The sequence below is a fragment of the Agromyces bracchium genome (assembly GCF_009709675.1).
GTDB classification, from domain to species: Bacteria; Actinomycetota; Actinomycetes; order Actinomycetales; family Microbacteriaceae; genus Agromyces; species Agromyces bracchium.
In genome coordinates, this window is sequence record NZ_WMLB01000009.1 from 1 (window position 1) to 17,377 (window position 17,377).

A 17,377-nucleotide genomic window follows, 5' to 3' on the forward strand; every position below is an offset into this window, starting at 1 on the left:
GTTCAAAAAATTGGCATTGAACATAGTGCACGCTGTTGAGTTCTCAAGGAACGGACGCACCCGACAGACCGTCTCGGAACCGAGCCGGCCCCACCGGGGCAACTTCCCTACTGTACCACCACCGCATTCCCGAACGCTGGGCGTTCCGGAACCGCTCGAACCCGAGCGGGAGGTGGTGGTGATCTGTGTTCCCAGGCTTGAAGCAACCGAGTCGCACGAGGCGCCTACGAGGCTGTTTGGCTGGGATTCGCTGCCTGCCCCGCGAGCTTCTCGCTCCCGGCTGCCGTGGCAACGAAGAAGAATCTACGTGCCGCCGAACCCCCGGGCAAATCGGGCTTGCATCCCGGGCGTGTCGCGCATCGAACGGCGGTTCGAGCGGGCCCGCCAGCGGCATCCGCTCGCCCGCCGAAGCCGCCCCGGAGACGGCCGAGGGCCCCCGCGGCCGAAGCCGGCGGGAGCCCTCGAGGTCGTCGCGACGGGTGCGCGCGGGTCACAGCCCCGAGTACGCGTGCAGCCCCTTGAAGAAGAGGTTCACGACCGTGAAGTTGAAGAGCACCGCCGAGAAGCCGATGATCGCGAGCCAGGCCGAGCGCGAGCCGCGCCATCCGCGCGTCGCCCGGGCGTGGATGTAGCCCGCGTAGACCACCCAGATGATGAAGGTCCAGACCTCCTTGGTGTCCCAGCCCCAGTAGCGGCCCCAGGCCTTCTCGGCCCAGATGGCGCCCGCCATGAGCGTGAACGTCCAGAGGATGAAGCCCACGATGTTCACGCGGTACGCGAGGTTCTCGAGCGCGGTCGAGTCGGGCAGGGTCGCGAGGAACGACTTCTTCACCGAATCGGCGGTCGCGACGATCGCCTCGCGACGCGACTGCATGAGCTGCACGACCGAGAGCGCGAAGCCGAGCGCGAAGAAGCCCACAGCCGAGGTCGCCACGAAGACGTGGATCACGAGCCAGACGGACTGCAGCGCCGGCGGCAGCGGCACGACGCTGACGTAGAAGTTCACGGTCGCGACGCCGAGCAGCACCAGCACGAGCCCGGTCACGAACGTGCCGAGGAAGCGGAGGTCGGTCTTGGCGATGAGCAGCACCACGAGGAAGACCGTCGTGATGACGAGCGTGCCCGTGAGCGCGAACTCGTACATGTTCGCCCACGGCACGCGGCTCGCGGCGAAGCCGCGCAGCACGGTCGCGGCCAGGTGCAGCGCCCAGGCGATGACGGTCATCGCGACGGCCACGCGCAGCGACGGCGAGCGGCCGTAGTCGACGGATGGCGCGGCGCCCGCGCCTGCGCCACGACGTGATGCACCCGCTCCCCTGCCCGCACGCGGGGGCGTTGCGGTGCCGCCGCCGGCGGAGCCGGCGGCCGCTGGAGCAGACGCGGGCGCGCCCTGCAGCACGGGCTCGCGCTCGGACCCGGCGTCAGCGACGGCAGGGGCTTCCGAGGTGCCCGCGGCCGCGGCATCCGTCGCCTGCGCCGACGCGGCCGACCGACGAGCGAGGTCGATCGAGTAGGCGATGAACGCGATCGCATACACGGCCATCGCCGAGTACACGGCGATGATGGAGATCTCGTCGAGCGTCACTGTTCCACCTTACGTCGGGTCTCGATACGCGAGCTTCGCTCGCTCCTCGACCACCGGGTCATCGGATCGGGGCCGCGCCGGCGTGCCGGTCGGCGAACTCCTCGACCGCGCGCTCGAGCCCCGGGTCGTCGCCGCGCGCGAGGCCCGCGTACTCGAGCACCACCCGTCCGTCGGGGCGCGTGACGGCCTTCACCCACATACGCCGGCGCGGCACGAAGAGCGAGAGCAGCAGTCCGCCGAGGATGAGCAGCGCGAACACCAGCACCCAGACCTGCGACGGGTCGTGGTGCACGTCGAACGACGCGAAGCGCGGCACGCTCTGCGAGAAGTCGTCGCCCGCGGCATCCGGCGACGCCGACTCGAACTCGACCGTGCCGAGGCCGTTCGGCAGCTCCGTCGACTCGCCGGGCATGAGCTCGACCGAGTCGACGCCCGTCTGCCCGCCGGTGAGCTGCTCCATGCCGCTCGTGTCGAGCTGGTACACCGAGCGGGGCGTGCCGTCGTCGATGCCGAGGTCGCCCGAGTAGACGTTGAGCGTGAGCACCGGGAAGACGAGGTCGGGGTAGGTCGAGGTGTACGCACCCGTCGAGAGCGTCGACTGCGTCGGGTAGAAGAAGCCCACCATGCCGATCTGCTCGGCCAGGCCGTCGGGCACCTTGATGACGCCGATCGAGGTGAGGTTCGCGTCCTGCGGGAGGAAGGGCACCGAGTCGGTGAAGACGACCTCGCCGTCGGGATCGCGCACCGTGATGGTCGGCGCGTAGCCGTTGCCCAGCAGGTACACGTCGGTGCCGTACTCGTAGAGCGGCTCGTTGACCTTCACGTCGCGCTCGGCCGAGCCGTCGGGCCCATCGATGGTGACGTGCGCCGTGAAGTCGATCGGCTGGCCGAGCGCGTCGGTGTTCTCGGTCTCGTAGACCGCGTCGAGCTCATCGAGGGTCAGGCGGTACGGCGTGAGCCGCCCGTCGTCGAAGAACCGGCCGGGGTTGAACGAGTCGTAGGCCGCGAGGGTGTTGACGAACGACTGCCCCTCGACGATGACGCGCTGGCCCGAGAAGCCGAACCCCCCGCCGATCGCCACGGCGACCAGGACTCCGACCAGGGCAGTGTGGAAGACCAGGTTGCCCGTCTCGCGGAGGTAGCCGCGCTCGGCGGAGACGGAGGGCACGCCGCGCTGGTCGTAGCGCTCGACGCGGTAGCCGGCCTTCTTCAGCTCGGCGGCCGCGGAGGCGATTGCGGACTCGGCGGCGGCGGAGGCCGCAGCGTCAGGCGCGTCGTCGGCACCGCCCGCCAGCTCGCGCTCGGTGTACGCCGACAGCCGCGAGAGCCGCGCGGGCGTCTTCGGCGGCCGGGCGCGCAGCGCCTCGAGATGGTGCTTCGTCCGCGGGATGATGCAGCCGATGAGCGACACGAACAGCAGCAGGTAGATCGCGGAGAACCAGACCGACGTGTAGACGTCGAACATCTGGAACGAGTCGAGCACCGGCGCGAGGTCGGGGTTGTCGGCGAAGTACTGCACGACGCCGTTCGGGTCGCTCGAGCGCTGCGGCACGAGCGAGCCGGGCACCGCGGCGATCGCGAGCAGCAGCAGGAGGAGCAGCGCGGTGCGCATGCTCGTCAGCTGCCGCCACGCGAAGCGCACCCACTCCCCCGGTCCCAGCTTCGGTGCGGTGACGGATGACTCGGGGCCGGCCGAGCCCGCGGCCGGCGCGTCGTCGCCGGCAGCCGCACCGGCCGCACCGGACGCACCCGCCGTGCCGTCGTCGTAGTCGGCGGGCCGCAACGGGTCGACGCCCGTGTCGCGCGCGGACGCGGCATCCGCTCGCTCAGCCTCAGATCGCCGGGACGAAACCACTGATCACCGCCTGCAGGTCGTACATCCAGATGGTCCAGAGGCCCGACACCATGAGCAGGCCGATGACGATGAGCAGCCCGCCGCCGATCAGGTTCACGGCGCGGATGTGCCGCCGCACGAACGCGAGCGCGTTCGCCGCCCAGCCGAAGCCGAGCGCGACGAGCACGAACGGAATGCCGAGGCCGATGCAGTACGCGAGGCCGAGCAGCGCCCCGCGGCCGGCCGAGGCCGAGTCGGCGCTGAGCGCGAGCACGACCGCGAGCGTCGGGCCGATGCACGGCGTCCAGCCGAGGCCGAACACGATGCCGAGCAGCGGCGCGCCCGCGAGCCCGGTCGCCGGGCGCCACGACGGCTTGAACGTGCGCTGCAGGAACGTGAACTGCCCGATGAAGACGAGTCCCATGACGATGAGCACGACGCCGAGCACCCGGATGATGAGGTCGGACCAGCGCGCCAGCCACGCCCCGAGCACGCCGAACGTCGTCGTGAAGACGAGGAACACGAGCGTGAAGCCCGCGATGAAGAGGAGCACGCCGAGCAGGAGCCGTCGCCGCGCGCGGCGCGCCTCGTCGGCCTCGGCGCTCGCGTCGGCGAACCCGCCGAGGTAGCCGAGGTAGCCGGGCACGAGCGGCAGCACGCACGGCGACAGGAACGACACGAGGCCCGCGGCGAGTGCGATCGGCAGCGCGGCCAGCAGTTGCCCGCTGAAGACGATCTCCCCGAGGTCCATGTCGTGCCGCCGCGGCTACGCCTGCTCGGCGATGACGTCGCGCACGATCGTCTCGAGGATCGACGCGTCCTTCAACTGGCCGAGGATGCGGGCGGCCACCCGGCCCTCGGCGTCGAGCACGAGGGTCGTCGGCACGGCCGCCGGGGGCACGTCGCCCGCGAAGGCGTACTGCACGGCGCCGTCGTTCGCGTCGACGATCGACGGGTAGGTGATGCCGAAGCCCTCCTCGAAGGATGCCGCGGTCGCGGCCTGGTCCCGGACGTTCACGCCCACGAACGCGGCCCCGTTCCCGTCGAACTCCTCGAACACGTCTTGCAGCATGGGCGCCTCGGCGCGGCACGGCGCGCAGCCGGCGTACCAGAAGTTGACGACGGCGACCTCGCCGGCGAGGTCATCCGAGCCGAGCGTCTCGCCCTCGATCGTCGTGCCGGTGAACTCGACGGGCTCGCCGCGCTGGTCGGCCGGGAACTCCGAGATCGTGCCGTCGCCCGCGATGTAGCCCTTGCCGCTGCCCTCGCGGTACTGCTCGGCGAGCGGGTCGCTCGAGCAGCCGGCGAGGGCGACGACGGATGCCACGGCGAGCGCTGCGACCATGATCGCCCGACCCGGTGATCGAGTAGCCCGCGAAGCGCGCACCACCCCCGGTGATCGAGTAGCGCGCGAAGCGCGCGTATCGAGATCACGCACCCCGCGCATTCCGAGATCCATCACACCGCCCCCACGTCGGTGGCCTGCGACTGGAGCCCGGCGGCGGGGTTGCGGTAGCCGACCTCGACGAACCGGCTGCCGCGACGTTCGAACGTCGTGATGCTCGAGAGCGCGCACCGACGTCGACGCGGGTCGTGCGCGAGCGACCTGCCGGCGACGCGACGGTGCACCATCCAGATCGGCAGTTGGTGGCTGACCATCACGACGTCGCCGTCGTCGACGGCGTCGGCGGCATCCGTCATCGCGGCCAGCATGCGATCGGCGACCGAGCGGAACGGCTCGCCCCAGCTCGGCTCCCACGGGTTGACCAGGAAGGCCCAGTTGCGCACGTCGCGGAGTGCGGAGTCGCGCCCCGACATCCGCTTGCCCTCGAAGCGGTTCGTCGGCTCGATGATGCGGTCGTCGATCGTCGGCTCGAGGTCGAAGGCCTTCGCGATCGGCTCGGCCGACTGCTGCGTGCGCTGCAGCGGTGAGGAGACGAGCGCCGCGACGTGACGCTTGCGGGCGACGAGGTCGTCGGCGGCCGACTCGGCCATCGCACGGCCGAGGTCGCTCAGCCCGAAACCGGGGAGTCGACCGTAGAGCACGCCCTGCGGGTTGAAGACCTCGCCGTGGCGCACGAGATGGATCTGCTCGGCCGGCACGCCCTCCAGTCTACGAACCGGTTCCCTCGGAATCCGCCGAGCGCCGGTTCCGGCGGTCGAGGAGCACCGAAGGCGCATCCCCCGGTGGTCGAGTAGCACCGAAGGCGCGTATCGAGACCATACGCCCCCCGGCATCCACGCGCGGAACGACCCCGGAATGACCGAGGCTACGGAGTACCGGCCTCGCCGTTTCAGTTCGATTCAGCTTCGGCTTCCTGAGACGGATGCTCAGTCGACAGAGGCGCTCCGCGGACGTACGGCGGATGGTCTTCATACCCGTTCCCCCAGCGGCCGAGCGTCGGCATGGGAGGCAGTTCGACGTCGTCGAGGTCTCGAACATGGAGGCCGAAGGCTCCAGCGAGTTCGGCCGTCGCCATGACCGCACCTCGGCGAGTCATCGCCGTGCACGAGAACTCACGGTCGCGTCCGCCGACATCCAGGTCGAGGATCTTGATCCGTCGGCTGGGCGAGAAGTTGGTGAACCACCCCGAGTAGTCGGTCAGCAGGGCATCCCGGATGCTGTGGCGAGGTATGCGATACGTGCGGAACCACGAGACGATGACCAGCTCCGAACCGCGGACACGGATGCCGACCATGCAACTGCGGACCACCATCGCGCCCATCGGCAGGGCGAAGACCAGCATCGCGGGGCCGGCGCCCGCCGGCCCGACGCTCCCCAGAAGCGACGCAGCCAGGAGGAACCCGCTGTACGCGAGTCCGAAGCCACGGGCGACACGGCCGACGGCTCTCAGCGACCGGGGACGCGGCGGGCGCGTCGCTCCCGCATCGCCGGCCTGATCCACCCCGACATCCTCTCAGTTCGACCCTGTCGCGCTGATCCCCCGACGCTGCCGCATGCCGGTTCGCGGCGCAGGATCCTCTCGACCTGGTCGCGCGAGCGGGCGCGAGTGACAGCCGGTCGGGCGTGGAATCCGCGGCCGGTAGGATGGCCTGTCGTGAACACGCGCACCCCTGTCAAGCAGCTCGCCGCCCTTCCCGACGGCCCGGTCACCGTCGCCGGCTGGGTCGAGACGGTCCGCGATCAGAAGAAGGTGCAGTTCATCATCCTGCGCGACGAGTCGGGCGCGGTGCAGCTCGTGAACCCGGCGGTCCGCGAGCTCGACCCCGAGGGTGTCAGCGTCGGCGCCGCCGAGGCGTTCGCGCTCACCGAGCAGATCTCGGCGCTCGGCCACGGCACGTTCATCAGCGTGACCGGGCAGCTGAAGCACGACGAGCGCGTCAAGCTCGGCGGGCTCGAGGTGAAGATCGAGTCGCTCGAGGTCGTGACCGATGCGCTCGAGACGCCGATCGCGGCCGACTCGAGCCTCGACAAGCGGCAGGACTGGCGCTTCCTGGACCTCCGCCACCCGAAGCAGAACCTCATCTTCCGCATCCAGACCACGTTCCTGCACGCGCTTCGCACTTACTGGGTCGAGCGCGACTGGATCGAGATCCAGACGCCGAAGCTCATGGCCTCGGCCTCCGAGTCGCGCGCGGAGCTGTTCGAGCTCGGTTACTTCGACGGCACGGCCTACCTCTCGCAGAGCCCGCAGTTCTTCAAGCAGATGGCGCAGCCGGCCGGCTTCGGCAAGGTCTTCGAGGTCGGCCCGGCGTTCCGTGCCGACCCCTCGTTCACCTCGCGCCATGCCACCGAGTTCACCTCGATCGACGCCGAGATGAGCTGGGTCGACTCGCACGAGGACGTCATGGCCATGCACGAGGAGATCCTCGTCGCGGGCTTCACGGCCGTCGTCGCCAAGCACGGCGACGAGATCCGCGAGCTCTTCGGCGTCGAGGTCACCGTGCCGACCACGCCGTTCCCGCGCATCCCGCTCGCCGAGGCGAAGGAGATCGTCGCCTCGCGCGGCTACGTGGTGCCGCGCGCCGACGCCGACATGGACCCCGAGGGCGAGCGCCAGATCTCGGCGTACGTCAAGGAGACCTACGGCCACGACTTCGTCTTCCTCACGGACTACGCCTCGAGCATCCGGCCGTTCTACCACATGCGCCACGAGGGCGACCCGTCGCTCACGAACTCGTACGACCTCATCTACAACGGCGTCGAGATCTCGACGGGCGCGCAGCGCGAGCACCGCATCGACGTCCTCGTCGAGCAGGCGAAGGAGAAGGGCCTCGACCCCGAGGAGCTCGGGTTCTACCTCGACTTCTTCCGGTACGGCGTGCCCCCGCACGGCGGCTTCGGCATGGGCCTCGCGCGCCTGCTGATGCTCATGCTCGACGAGCACTCGATCCGAGAGACGACGTACCTGTTCCGCGGCCCGACGCGCCTGCTGCCGTAGGTCTCGGTACGCCCGCCGCGCGGGCTACTCGACCACCGGGGGACGTGCTCCCGGGGCGCGGCGGCACGCGCATGCGGCGGGGCGGATGACACGGGCGCGCCGACTTCGGCAGACTCCTCCGTGTGGATGCCCTGCTGCTGTCGTTCGCACTCGTGCTGCTCGCCGCGATCCTGATCTCGGGGTTCGCGCACCGCACGGTGCTGTCGACGACGGTGCTCTTCCTCGTGGCGGGGTTCTTCCTCGGCAGCGGCATGCTCGACGTCATCGTGCTCGAGCCGACCGACCCGACGGTCACGACCGTCTCGTCGCTCGCGCTGTTCGTCGTGCTCTTCACCGACGGGCAGGAGGTCGCGCTGCAGCAGTTGCGCGCGGCCTGGCGCCTTCCCGGCCGGGCGCTGCTGCTCGGCATGCCGATCACCTTCGTCATCACGACCCTGCTCGGCGTCTGGCTGCTCGGCTTCAGCTGGCTGGAGGCGGCGCTCGTGGCCGCGGTGCTCGCGCCGACCGATCCCGTGTTCGCGTCGGCGATCGTGGGTCGCGCAGAGATCCCGCACCGCGTGCGGCACCTGCTCGGCGTCGAGTCGGGCCTCAACGACGGCCTCGCGCTGCCGGTCGTGCTCATCCTGATCGCGACGGTCGGCGGGCCCGAGGTCGAGCCGCTGGTGCTCGCCGAGGAGCTCGCGCTCGGCATCGCCGTCGGCATCGCGGTGCCGCTCGTCGTGGCGTGGCTCGTGCGCCGGAAGATCTTCTCCCGCACGCCCCTGTACGCGTCGCTCACGCCGGTCGCGGTCGCGCTCATCGTGCTCGGCATCTGCACCGTCACGCACGCGAACCTCTACCTCGCCGCCTACGCGGCGGGCATCACGATCGCGACCGCCGCGCCCGAGATGCGCGACGCGTTCGCCGAGTTCGGCGGGCAGTTCTCCGAGCTCATGAAGCTCCTCGCCATCCTCATGTTCGGTGCGCTCATCTCGCCCGAGCTGCTCGCCTCCGTGCCGTGGACGGCGTACCTCTTCGGCGTGCTGCTCATGGTGTTCGCCCGCCCGGCGGCGGTCGAGCTCTCGCTCGTCGGCAGCGGGCTGCCGTGGGAGGAGCGCGCCACCGCGGCCTGGTTCGGCCCGAAGGGCTTCGCCTCGGTGCTCTACGGCCTGCTCGTGCTGCAGAGCGGTGCGCCGAACGCCGACCTCATGTTCCACGTGGCCGTCGTCGCGATCGTGCTCTCGGTCGTGGCGCACTCGTCGACCGACGTGCCCATCGCGGGCTGGTTCGCGCGGCGCGAAGCCGCCGATCGGGAGGCGAGGGCGACCTGGCTCGACACGCCCGAGGTCGGTCGGCGCGGCGGCATCCGCCCACCCGACGCCTCGGACGACTGACCCGCGGGCGGCGCAGCGCCGGTCAGGCGCGCGCGAGCAGCGCCGTCTTCAGCCGGACCGGATCGAGGCGCCAGTACCCGTGCACCTCGTCGTCGATGAGCAGGACCGGGATCTCCTCGGCGTAGCGCGCGCGGAGCGCCTCGTCGTCGAGGATCGAGCGCTCCTCCAGCGTCGTCCGCGGCGACCCGGGCGTCGCGGCGAGCTCCTCGCGCACGCACGCGACGACTTCGCGCGCGTCGTCGCAGAGGTGGCATCCGGGCTTGCCGATGAGGGTGAGGCGGATGTCGCGGAGCGTCGGGTTCACCCCGTCAGGATACGTCGGCAGAAGACAGCGAAAAGCGCCAGGCCGAAGGCCCGGCGCTCTGCCGTGGTCGCTGAAGCGACTACTTCTTGTTGCGACGCTGGTGGCGCGTCTTGCGAAGCAGCTTGCGGTGCTTCTTCTTCGCCATGCGCTTGCGACGCTTCTTGATGACGGAACCCACGAAAACCTCACAAAGATCGGGTCGGCCGCGCGTGCCGCAGCCGTGGGCGGAAACGCCCCGCGGTAGTCTAGCCCATTCGACCGCGGGGTGCCGTTCCGATCGATCGGGCCGCCCCGGGGCATCCGCTAGGTTCGGGGAATGGCCCCACCCGAACTCGTCATCCGGACCACCCGCGAGGACGACTGGCGAGAGGTGCGCGACCTTCGTCTCGAGATGCTGCGCGACACCCCGATCGCGTTCGGCGACACGCTCGAGCGGGCCCTCCGATACGACGAGGCAGAGTGGCGCACGCGGGCGAAGCGGGGCGAGTCGGCCCTGCAGACCGTCATCGTCGCGATCGAGGGCGACCGCTGGGTGGGCACGATGGGCTGCTACGTGCCGGATGCCGCGACCGGTCCGCTCCTCGTCGGCGTCTACGTCACGCCCGACCGACGAGGCGGCGCGTCAGGGGTCACCGACGCACTGCTCGACGAGATCGAGCGCTGGGCGACCGGCCGCGCCGACACCCTCCGGCTCGAGGTGCACGAGGACAACCCCCGAGCGCGCCGCTACTACGAGCGCCGCGGCTTCGCCTACACCGGGCACAGCCGCGAGTACGAACTCGAGCCCGGCGGGCTCGAGCTCGAGATGGTCAAGCGCCTGCGCTGACCGCCGAGCGCCGCCGGCGGGCCGGCGCGCACGCGTGTTAGCGGCGGCGCTTCGCCCCGACGACCGCGGTGACCTGGCGGGCCGTGTCGGCGAAGGCCTTGCCGAGCGCCGACGCGAACGCGCGCTGGTCGTCGTTGAGGGCCTCCTCGGCGTCGGCGTCTGCGCCCGCCAACGTCACGGCGTCGGCCGCGGCATCCGTCGTCACGAAGGGGATCAGCCAGTCCTCGAGACGCTCCAGCGGCGCTCGGTCGAGGTGGTAGTACCGGTGCTGGCCCTCCTCGCGGACGCCGACCAGGCCGGACTCGCGGAGGACCTTCAGGTGCTTCGACACGGTCGGCTGGCTCACCCCGAGCGCCGTGACGATCTCGCCGACGCTGATCTCGCCGCCCGAGTCGGGCTCGGAGGTCTCCCGGTCGAGCAGCACCCCGAGGATGTCGCGTCGGGTCGGATCCGCCACCACGTCGAAGATGTCCGCCATGGTGCAAGGGTAGCCAGTCGCGCCGGAGCCGGGGAGTACCATGACTCTCGCGTCGAGCGGAGGAGGGCGGATGGCCTCGCACACCGTGGGTCGTCGGGGACCTGCCCGACGCTCATGGATCGCCGGCGTTCGCGACGCCTTCGACTTCCTCGTCAAGAGCTCGCCGTCGCGCTTCGCGATCCTCGTGTTCGCCTCGCTCATCCTGATCACGACCGCCCTGCTCTCGCTGCCGCTGGCGCGTGCCGGCTCCGGCACCGGCGGCACGCCGCTGCACGACGCCTTCTTCACCGCCGTCTCGACGATCTGCGTGACCGGCCTCACGACCGTCGACATGGCCACGCACTGGTCGCCGTTCGGCAACACGATCATCTTCATCGGCATGAACGTCGGCGGCATGGGCGTCCTCACGCTCGCGTCGATCCTGGGCCTCGTGGTCTCGCGGCGCCTCGGCCTGCGCGCGAAGCTCATCGCGGCCAGCGACACGAACCCGTCGCGCGTGCACGCCGGCCCGGTCTCCGAGCGTCAGGCGGTGCGGCTCGGCGAGGTCGGCGGACTGCTCGCCACGGTCGCGATCAGCACGCTCGCGATCGAGGCCGCGGTCATGATCGGGATGATGCCGAGCGTGCTCGCCAAGGGCTACGACTTCGGCCTGAGCCTCTGGTACTCGGCCTACTACTCGGTGAGCGCCTTCACGAACACGGGCTTCAACCCGAACCCGATGGGGCCGGTCGAGTTCTTCGACGACTACTGGTTCCAGTCGCTCATGATGCTCGCCGTGTTCCTCGGCAGCCTCGGGTTCCCGGTGATCTTCACGCTGCTGCGCACGTGGAGGAGGCCACGCCGCTGGAGCGTGCACGTCAAGCTCACGCTCACCACGACGATCGTGCTCTGGATCGCCGGCGCCGTGACGTTCCTCGTGCTCGAGTACAACAACCCGAAGACCTACGGCGGGCTGAGCTTCCTGAAGACCTTCTACGAGGCGTTCTTCATGTCGACCATGACGAGGTCCGGCGGCTTCGCCACGATCGACATGGCCGACCTCTACGGCTCGAGCCTGCTCGTGACCGACATGCTCATGTTCGTGGGCGGCGGCTCCGCGTCGACCGCGGGCGGCATCAAGGTGACGACGCTCGCGGTGCTGTTCCTCGCCGCCTACGCGGAGGCGCGCGGTGCGCCCGCGATGGAGGCGTTCGGGCGGCGGATCCCCCGCGACATCCTGCGCCTGGCCGTCAGCGTCGTGCTGTGGGGCGCGACCATCGTGGCCGTCTCGACCGTGATCATCACCCAGATCACGAAGTCGGCGCTCGACTTCGTGCTCTTCGACGTGATCTCCGCGTTCGCGACCTGCGGGCTCTCCACCGGGCTCACCGAGTCGCTGCCGCCCGAGGGGAAGTACGTGATGGCTGCGACGATGTTCATGGGACGCGTGGGCACGGTCACCCTCGCGGCGGCCCTCGCGGCCGCGCAGAAGCGCCAGTTGTTCAGACGACCGGAAGAGAGGCCCATCGTTGGTTGATCGCATCAAGCACGACGCCCCAGTGCTCGTCATCGGACTCGGCCGGTTCGGGGCGGCCACCGCCGGCCAGCTCGACCGCCTCGGTCGCGAGGTGCTCGCCGTCGACGAGGACGAGAGCCTCGTGCAGAAGTGGGCCGAGCGCGTCACGCACGCCGTCGTCGCCGACGCCAAGTCGCTCGACGCCCTGAAGCAGATCGGCGCCCAGGAGTTCTCGATCGCGGTCTGCGCGGTCGGCTCGTCGGTCGAGGCCTCCGTGCTCATCACGGCGAACCTCGTCGACCTCAAGATCCCGCAGATCTGGGCGAAGGCGATCTCGAGCTCGCACGGCAAGATCCTCGAGCGCATCGGCGCGAACCACGTCATCTACCCCGAGCGCGAGGCGGGCGAGCGCACGGCGCACCTGGTCTCGGGTCGCATGCTCGACTTCATCGAGTTCGACGACGACTTCGCGCTGGTGAAGATGTACCCGCCGAAGCCGATCCGGGGCAAGAACCTGACCGACTCCGGCGTCCGGTCGCGGCACAACGTGACCGTGGTCGGCGTGAAGAGCCCGGGCAAGCCGTTCACGTACGCGACCGAGAAGACCGTGGTGTCGAACCACGACCTGATCATCGTGTCGGGCACCGAGGGCGACATCGAGAAGTTCGCGGCGCTCGAATAGCGGATGCCGCGGGGCGGGCGCCGAGGCATCCGCCCGAGCCTGCCGGGTCGGCCGACCCGGTTCGCGGTGGGCTCAGCCGACCACGCCCGCGACCGTCGAGGCGACGGTCGCGACGATGCCGAGACCGACGAGGATCACCGCGATCGTGCCGAGCACGCGCGGCACGTGCGACGTCGCCTCGAACCGGAGGCGGTCGGGGCTGCGGCGGCGCACCCAGGCCAGGGGCTCGCCGTCCTCGGAATCCGGCTTCGGCTCCTCGCCCGGCTCGAGGGGCCGCTCGTGGAACTCCCCGCCCGCGAACCAGCGCACCACGGTCCCGTCGTCACGCTCGACGACGGCCACCTCGATCGCATCCCATGCCCCGTCGGCCATACGCGCGAAGGCGAACGCGAGCAGCAGCACGCCGCCTGCTGAGAGCGCGACCCACGCGATCACCTCGCCGGCGAGAGCGATGACGTCGAGCGGCTCCATGTCGCTGAGCGTACCTGCGATCCGGGGCGGTGGATGACACGGCCGCGGGCCGCACGGGTGCCGTCGCCGCACCGGCTCGCGCGCCGCTGGTGGCCGACCGGCGCACGCGCGTAGCATCGCGCGCATGACCACCGTCATCAGCATTCGCGGCCTCGAGAAGCGCTTCGGCCGCACGGTCGCGCTCGACGGCCTCGACCTCGAGGTCGCGGCGGGAGAGATCCACGGCTTCCTCGGCCCCAACGGCGCGGGCAAGTCCACCACGATCCGGATCCTGCTCGGCCTCGCGCGGCCGAGCGGCGGAGAGGCGCGGCTGTTCGACCGCGACCCGTGGCGCGATGCCGCCGAGCTGCACCGTCGCGTCGCCTACGTCCCCGGCGACGTGAGCCTGTGGCCGAACCTGTCAGGCGGCGAGGCCATCGACCTGCTCTCGCGGCTTCGCGGCGGCACCGCCGATCGAGCCGCCTACGCCGAGCGGAAGGCGCGGCTCGTCGAGGCCTTCCAGCTCGACCCGCGGAAGAAGGGGCGCGCCTACTCGAAGGGCAACCGGCAGAAGGTCGCCCTCGTCGCCGCGTTCGCGACGCCCGCCGAGCTGTACATCCTCGACGAGCCGACGAGCGGGCTGGACCCGCTCATGGAACAGGTCTTCAATCGCGAGATCGCCCGGGTCGCCGCGGAGGGCGCCACCGTGCTCCTCTCGAGCCACATCCTCTCCGAGGTCGAGACGCTCTGCGACCGGGTGAGCATCATCCGAGCCGGGCGCCGGGTCGAGGCGGGCACGCTCGCCGAGCTCCGGCACCTCACCCGCTCGTCGGTCGCCTTCGTGCACGTCCCCGGGCAGGAGTCGGCGGTCGAGTCGCTCGACGGCGCGCACGACGTGGTCGTCAACGCGGGGCGCGTGCAGTTCACGGCCGACAGCGACCGGGTCGCGACGCTGCTGCCCGAGCTCGGCCGGCTCGGCGTGCAGGGGCTGACGGTCGCCCCGCCATCGCTCGAGGAGCTCTTCCTGCGCCACTACGGCGACGATCCGGCGATGGCGGATGCCGCGGGCGACGGTGCCCGCTCGGGATCGGCCGCCGGCGCCGAGGCGTCGCGGTGACCCCGATCGCCCTGCTGGTCCCGCTCGTCGCGCAGCGCGCGCGACGGGATCGGCTCCAGCTCGTGCTGTGGATCGTCGGCACCGCGGGCCTGGCCCTCATGGCGACGGCCGCGGTCGGCAGCACCTTCGGCGACGAGTCGGAGCGCGAGTCCATCCTGCGCCTGACGATCGTCGCTCCCGCGATCCTGATCTTCCGCGGCACGCCGAACGGCGCCGGCGAGGGTGAATTCGCGGTCTTCCTGATCCTCGCGTTCCTCGGCCTGATGGCGGGCCTGATGAGCACGTTCCTCGCGGTGCGCCACACGCGAGCCGACGAGGAGCAGAGCCGCGCCGAACTCGTCGCGGCGACGCCGGCCGCGCGTACGCTGCCCACCGTCGCCACGGTCGTGCACGGCGTGCTGGCGAACCTCCTCCTCGCGATCGCCGTGGCGATCGCGTTCATGGCGAGCGGGCTGGATGCCGGGGGCTCGGCGGTCACGGGCCTCGCCGTCGGCGCGACCGGTGTCGCCTTCCTCGGCGTCGGGCTCGTCGCGGCGCAGCTGTTCCGCACGTCGCGCAGCGCGAACGCGCTCTCGGTCGCGCTCGTACTCGCCGCGTACGTCGTCCGCGGGCTCGGCGACGCGCTCGGCGAGGCATCCGACGACGGCCTCGTCCGCACCGCGGCCTGGCCGAGCTGGCTGTCGCCGATCGGCTGGGCCCAGCGCACCGAGCCGTTCGACGCGAACGACCTGACGCCGCTGCTGCTCTCGATCGGGCTCGCCGTGGTGCTCGTCGGGCTGGTGTTCGTCTTCCAGTCGGCGCGCGACAGCGGAGCGAGCCTGCTGCCGGGCCGTGCCGGGCGGGCCACCGCCGGCCCGCTGCTCCGCGGTCACGTCGGACTCGCGTGGCGCCTGAACGCCGGCGCGATCGCGTCGTGGGCGGTCGGCGCGGTGGTCGCGGGTGCGCTGGCGACGACCCTCACGCCGCTCGTCGACCAGATCGGCTCCGACGCCCCCGCGATCGCGGAGACCCTGCAGCAGGTCGCCGGCCCCGGCGCGTCGCTCGAGGAGGCGTTCACGGTCACGTTCTTCTCGATGGTCGGCATCCTCGCCGCGGCGGCCGCGCTGCAGGCCGTCATGCGGGCCCGGCTCGAGGAGGCGCACGGCTCGGCCGAGCCGGTGCTCGCGACCCCCGTGCCGCGACGGGGCTGGCTGGGGGGCTACGCCCTCGTCGGCGCACTCGCGATCCTCGTGATCCTCGTGCTCTCCGCGGGAGGCGCGCTGCTCGGCTCGCTCGCCTCAGACGACCCGGCGGCCTCGGCCGAGAACGCGCTGAAGTCGGCGCTCGCGCAGGCGCCGGCGGCGCTCGTCTTCCTCGGCCTCGGCCTCGTCGTCTTCGTGCTCGCACCGCGGCTGACGATCCCGGTCTCCTGGGCGCTCCTCGCCGCAGGTGCGTTCTTCGGCATCTTCGGCGAGCTGCTCGGCCTGCCCGACTGGCTGCACGACCTGTCGCCGTTCGCGCACTCGCCGCTGCCCGTCGGCGGCGAGGTCGACTGGACCGGCGGCTTCTGGATGCTCGGGATCGGCGCCGCGGCGATCGCGGTCGCCGTCGTCGCGATGGGTCGACGCGAGCTCACGACCGACGGCTGAATCCACCCGCGTAGCCTTGAGGAGTGGACTGCGCCTACTTCGACGCGGGGCGCTGCCGGTCGTGCTCGCTCATGGGCCGGCCGTACCCGGCCCAGCTCGCCGACAAGCAGGCGCATGCCGAGGAGTTGCTCGCCCCGTTCGACGTGCCCGAGTGGCTGCCGCCCATCGCGAGCGGCGAGCGCGATTACCGCAACAAGGCGAAGATGGTCGTCGGCGGCACGGTCGACGCCCCGACGATCGGCATCCTCGACGCCGACGGCCACGGGGTCGACCTGCAGGCGTGCGGGATCTGCTCCCCCGGGCATCGCGCCGCGTTCCCGGTGCTGGCGAGGTTCATCACGCTCGCGCGCATCGCACCGTACGACGTGGCCGCCCGCCGCGGCGAGTTGAAGCACCTCATCGTCACCGAGTCGCCCGACGGCGAGCTCATGGTGCGGTTCGTGCTGCGCTCGACCGAGCCGCTCGGGCGCATGCGCAAGCACCTGCCGACGCTTCTCGCCGAGCTCCCGCAGGCGCGCGTCGTCACGGCGAACCTCCTGCCCGAGCACAAGGCCGTGCTCGAGGGCGCCGACGAGGTCGTGCTCACCGAGGCCGACACGCTGCCGATGCGCCTCAACGACGTGACGATGCACCTTCGCCCGCAGAGCTTCTTCCAGACGAACACCACGATCGCCGAGGCGCTGTACGCCGAGGCGCGCGACTGGATCCGCGACCTCGCGCCTGAGGACGCCTGGGACCTCTACTCGGGCGTCGGCGGGTTCGCGCTGCACCTCGCCGGGGGCGAGACCGCGGTCACCGGGATCGAGACGAGCGTCGAGGCGGTCGCGAGCGCCGAGCTGAGCCGAACGGATGCCGCGCTGTCGCGTGTGCGCTTCGCCGCCGGTGACGCGACCGAGTTCGCGCTCGCCGCGGCATCCGCCCCGGACCTGGTCGTCGTGAACCCGCCGCGCCGCGGGATCGGCACCGAGCTCGCGGGCTGGCTCGAGCGGTCGGATGCCGCGCACGTGCTCTACTCGTCGTGCAACGTCGCGTCGCTCGCCAAGGACCTCGCGGCGATGCCGTCGCTGCGACCGGTGAAGGGGCGCGTGTTCGACATGTTCCCGCAGACCACGCACTTCGAGGTCATGGTCCTCCTCGAGCGCGCCTGACCGCTCTTCTCAGGAACGGCCGCGCCATCCGTACGCTTCTCAGGAGGACACGCC

General features: G+C 71.1%; 18 protein-coding genes. 8 read left to right on the top strand and 10 right to left on the bottom strand.

Features of this window, described 5'->3' with window-relative positions:
• Positions 1 to 490 precede the first annotated feature (490 nt).
• From ccsB to GJ743_RS19360, 6 genes are all read right to left on the bottom strand, one after another.
• Positions 491 to 1,543, bottom strand: a complete 1,053-nt coding sequence (ccsB, locus tag GJ743_RS02945) for a c-type cytochrome biogenesis protein CcsB (protein ID WP_155050469.1) — start codon at positions 1,541 to 1,543, stop codon at positions 491 to 493.
• A gap of 100 nt (positions 1,544 to 1,643) precedes the next feature.
• The gene (resB, locus tag GJ743_RS02950; RefSeq protein WP_328288728.1) at positions 1,644 to 3,440 is read right to left on the bottom strand and encodes a cytochrome c biogenesis protein ResB; all 1,797 of its coding nucleotides are present in this window, start codon (positions 3,438 to 3,440) and stop codon (positions 1,644 to 1,646) included.
• Positions 3,418 to 4,170, bottom strand: coding sequence for a cytochrome c biogenesis CcdA family protein (locus tag GJ743_RS02955; protein WP_155050452.1), 753 nt, complete (start codon positions 4,168 to 4,170; stop codon positions 3,418 to 3,420). Before GJ743_RS02955 ends, resB begins: the two co-directional genes overlap by 23 nt.
• A 15-nt stretch (positions 4,171 to 4,185) precedes the next feature.
• Positions 4,186 to 4,764, bottom strand: coding sequence for a TlpA family protein disulfide reductase (locus GJ743_RS02960; RefSeq protein ID WP_196216893.1), 579 nt, complete (start codon positions 4,762 to 4,764; stop codon positions 4,186 to 4,188).
• Between the two features lie 113 nt (positions 4,765 to 4,877).
• Entirely contained in the window at positions 4,878 to 5,522 is a 645-nt protein-coding gene (locus tag GJ743_RS02965; protein WP_328288729.1) for a histidine phosphatase family protein, read from the bottom strand.
• Positions 5,523 to 5,713: 191 nt separating this feature from the next.
• The gene (locus GJ743_RS19360) at positions 5,714 to 6,325 is read right to left on the bottom strand and encodes a hypothetical protein (protein ID WP_230386410.1); all 612 of its coding nucleotides are present in this window, start codon (positions 6,323 to 6,325) and stop codon (positions 5,714 to 5,716) included.
• Positions 6,326 to 6,478: 153 nt separating this feature from the next.
• On the opposite strand from GJ743_RS19360, the gene aspS reads away from it, so the two are divergent.
• Positions 6,479 to 7,822, top strand: a complete 1,344-nt coding sequence (gene aspS / locus GJ743_RS02970) for an aspartate--tRNA(Asn) ligase (RefSeq protein ID WP_328288730.1) — start codon at positions 6,479 to 6,481, stop codon at positions 7,820 to 7,822.
• Positions 7,823 to 7,944: 122 nt separating this feature from the next.
• Positions 7,945 to 9,195 (top strand): cation:proton antiporter, encoded by a 1,251-nt coding sequence (locus tag GJ743_RS02975; protein WP_328288731.1) that lies wholly within the window; start codon positions 7,945 to 7,947, stop codon positions 9,193 to 9,195.
• 22 nt (positions 9,196 to 9,217) lie between these two features.
• Here GJ743_RS02975 and GJ743_RS02980 read toward each other — a convergent pair whose 3' ends face one another.
• Together GJ743_RS02980 and GJ743_RS02985 are read right to left on the bottom strand one after the other, a co-directional pair.
• Positions 9,218 to 9,499 (bottom strand): glutaredoxin family protein, encoded by a 282-nt coding sequence (locus GJ743_RS02980; RefSeq protein ID WP_328288732.1) that lies wholly within the window; start codon positions 9,497 to 9,499, stop codon positions 9,218 to 9,220.
• 79 nt (positions 9,500 to 9,578) lie between these two features.
• Positions 9,579 to 9,677 (bottom strand): 30S ribosomal protein bS22, encoded by a 99-nt coding sequence (locus GJ743_RS02985; RefSeq protein WP_003792170.1) that lies wholly within the window; start codon positions 9,675 to 9,677, stop codon positions 9,579 to 9,581.
• Positions 9,678 to 9,815: 138 nt separating this feature from the next.
• Between GJ743_RS02985 and GJ743_RS02990 the strand changes: the two genes are divergently transcribed.
• Positions 9,816 to 10,325 (top strand): GNAT family N-acetyltransferase, encoded by a 510-nt coding sequence (locus GJ743_RS02990; RefSeq protein WP_155050454.1) that lies wholly within the window; start codon positions 9,816 to 9,818, stop codon positions 10,323 to 10,325.
• Positions 10,326 to 10,362: 37 nt separating this feature from the next.
• On the opposite strand, the gene GJ743_RS02995 is transcribed toward GJ743_RS02990, so the two are convergent.
• On the bottom strand, positions 10,363 to 10,803 hold the full coding sequence (locus GJ743_RS02995; protein WP_155050455.1) for an ArsR/SmtB family transcription factor: 441 nt from the start codon (positions 10,801 to 10,803) through the stop codon (positions 10,363 to 10,365).
• A gap of 70 nt (positions 10,804 to 10,873) precedes the next feature.
• Here GJ743_RS02995 and GJ743_RS03000 point away from each other — a divergent pair, with 70 nt between their 5' ends.
• Together GJ743_RS03000 and GJ743_RS03005 are read left to right on the top strand one after the other, a co-directional pair.
• Positions 10,874 to 12,319 (top strand): TrkH family potassium uptake protein, encoded by a 1,446-nt coding sequence (locus tag GJ743_RS03000; protein ID WP_155050456.1) that lies wholly within the window; start codon positions 10,874 to 10,876, stop codon positions 12,317 to 12,319.
• Positions 12,312 to 12,980 (top strand): potassium channel family protein, encoded by a 669-nt coding sequence (locus tag GJ743_RS03005; protein ID WP_155050457.1) that lies wholly within the window; start codon positions 12,312 to 12,314, stop codon positions 12,978 to 12,980. Before GJ743_RS03000 ends, GJ743_RS03005 begins: the two co-directional genes overlap by 8 nt.
• A 72-nt stretch (positions 12,981 to 13,052) precedes the next feature.
• Here the strand turns inward: GJ743_RS03005 and GJ743_RS03010 are convergent, their stop codons facing one another.
• Positions 13,053 to 13,451: a hypothetical protein gene (locus GJ743_RS03010; protein WP_155050458.1), complete on the bottom strand. Its 399-nt coding sequence runs from the start codon at positions 13,449 to 13,451 to the stop codon at positions 13,053 to 13,055.
• A gap of 124 nt (positions 13,452 to 13,575) precedes the next feature.
• Between GJ743_RS03010 and GJ743_RS03015 the strand changes: the two genes are divergently transcribed.
• From GJ743_RS03015 to rlmC, 3 genes are read left to right on the top strand one after another with little or no spacing between them, the layout of a single operon-like run.
• A complete protein-coding gene (locus GJ743_RS03015; protein ID WP_155050459.1) occupies positions 13,576 to 14,547 on the top strand; it encodes an ABC transporter ATP-binding protein in 972 nt (323 codons plus the stop codon).
• The gene (locus GJ743_RS03020) at positions 14,544 to 16,175 is read left to right on the top strand and encodes an ABC transporter permease (protein ID WP_155050460.1); all 1,632 of its coding nucleotides are present in this window, start codon (positions 14,544 to 14,546) and stop codon (positions 16,173 to 16,175) included. The genes GJ743_RS03015 and GJ743_RS03020 overlap by 4 nt, the downstream gene beginning before the upstream one ends.
• A gap of 23 nt (positions 16,176 to 16,198) precedes the next feature.
• Positions 16,199 to 17,323: a 23S rRNA (uracil(747)-C(5))-methyltransferase RlmC gene (gene rlmC, locus GJ743_RS03025; protein ID WP_328288733.1), complete on the top strand. Its 1,125-nt coding sequence runs from the start codon at positions 16,199 to 16,201 to the stop codon at positions 17,321 to 17,323.
• Positions 17,324 to 17,377 lie beyond the last annotated feature (54 nt).

Coding starts and splice junctions, on each gene's coding strand:
- GJ743_RS03000 (WP_155050456.1), top strand. CDS start 10,874: ATGGCCTCGCACACCGTGGGTCGTCGGGGACCTGCCCGACGCTCATGG.
- GJ743_RS03015 (WP_155050459.1), top strand. CDS start 13,576: ATGACCACCGTCATCAGCATTCGCGGCCTCGAGAAGCGCTTCGGCCGC.
- ccsB (WP_155050469.1), bottom strand. CDS start 1,543: ATGGCCGTGTATGCGATCGCGTTCATCGCCTACTCGATCGACCTCGCT.
- GJ743_RS02995 (WP_155050455.1), bottom strand. CDS start 10,803: ATGGCGGACATCTTCGACGTGGTGGCGGATCCGACCCGACGCGACATC.
- GJ743_RS02955 (WP_155050452.1), bottom strand. CDS start 4,170: ATGGACCTCGGGGAGATCGTCTTCAGCGGGCAACTGCTGGCCGCGCTG.
- GJ743_RS03010 (WP_155050458.1), bottom strand. CDS start 13,451: ATGGAGCCGCTCGACGTCATCGCTCTCGCCGGCGAGGTGATCGCGTGG.
- GJ743_RS02990 (WP_155050454.1), top strand. CDS start 9,816: ATGGCCCCACCCGAACTCGTCATCCGGACCACCCGCGAGGACGACTGG.
- GJ743_RS02960 (WP_196216893.1), bottom strand. CDS start 4,764: ATGGTCGCAGCGCTCGCCGTGGCATCCGTCGTCGCCCTCGCCGGCTGC.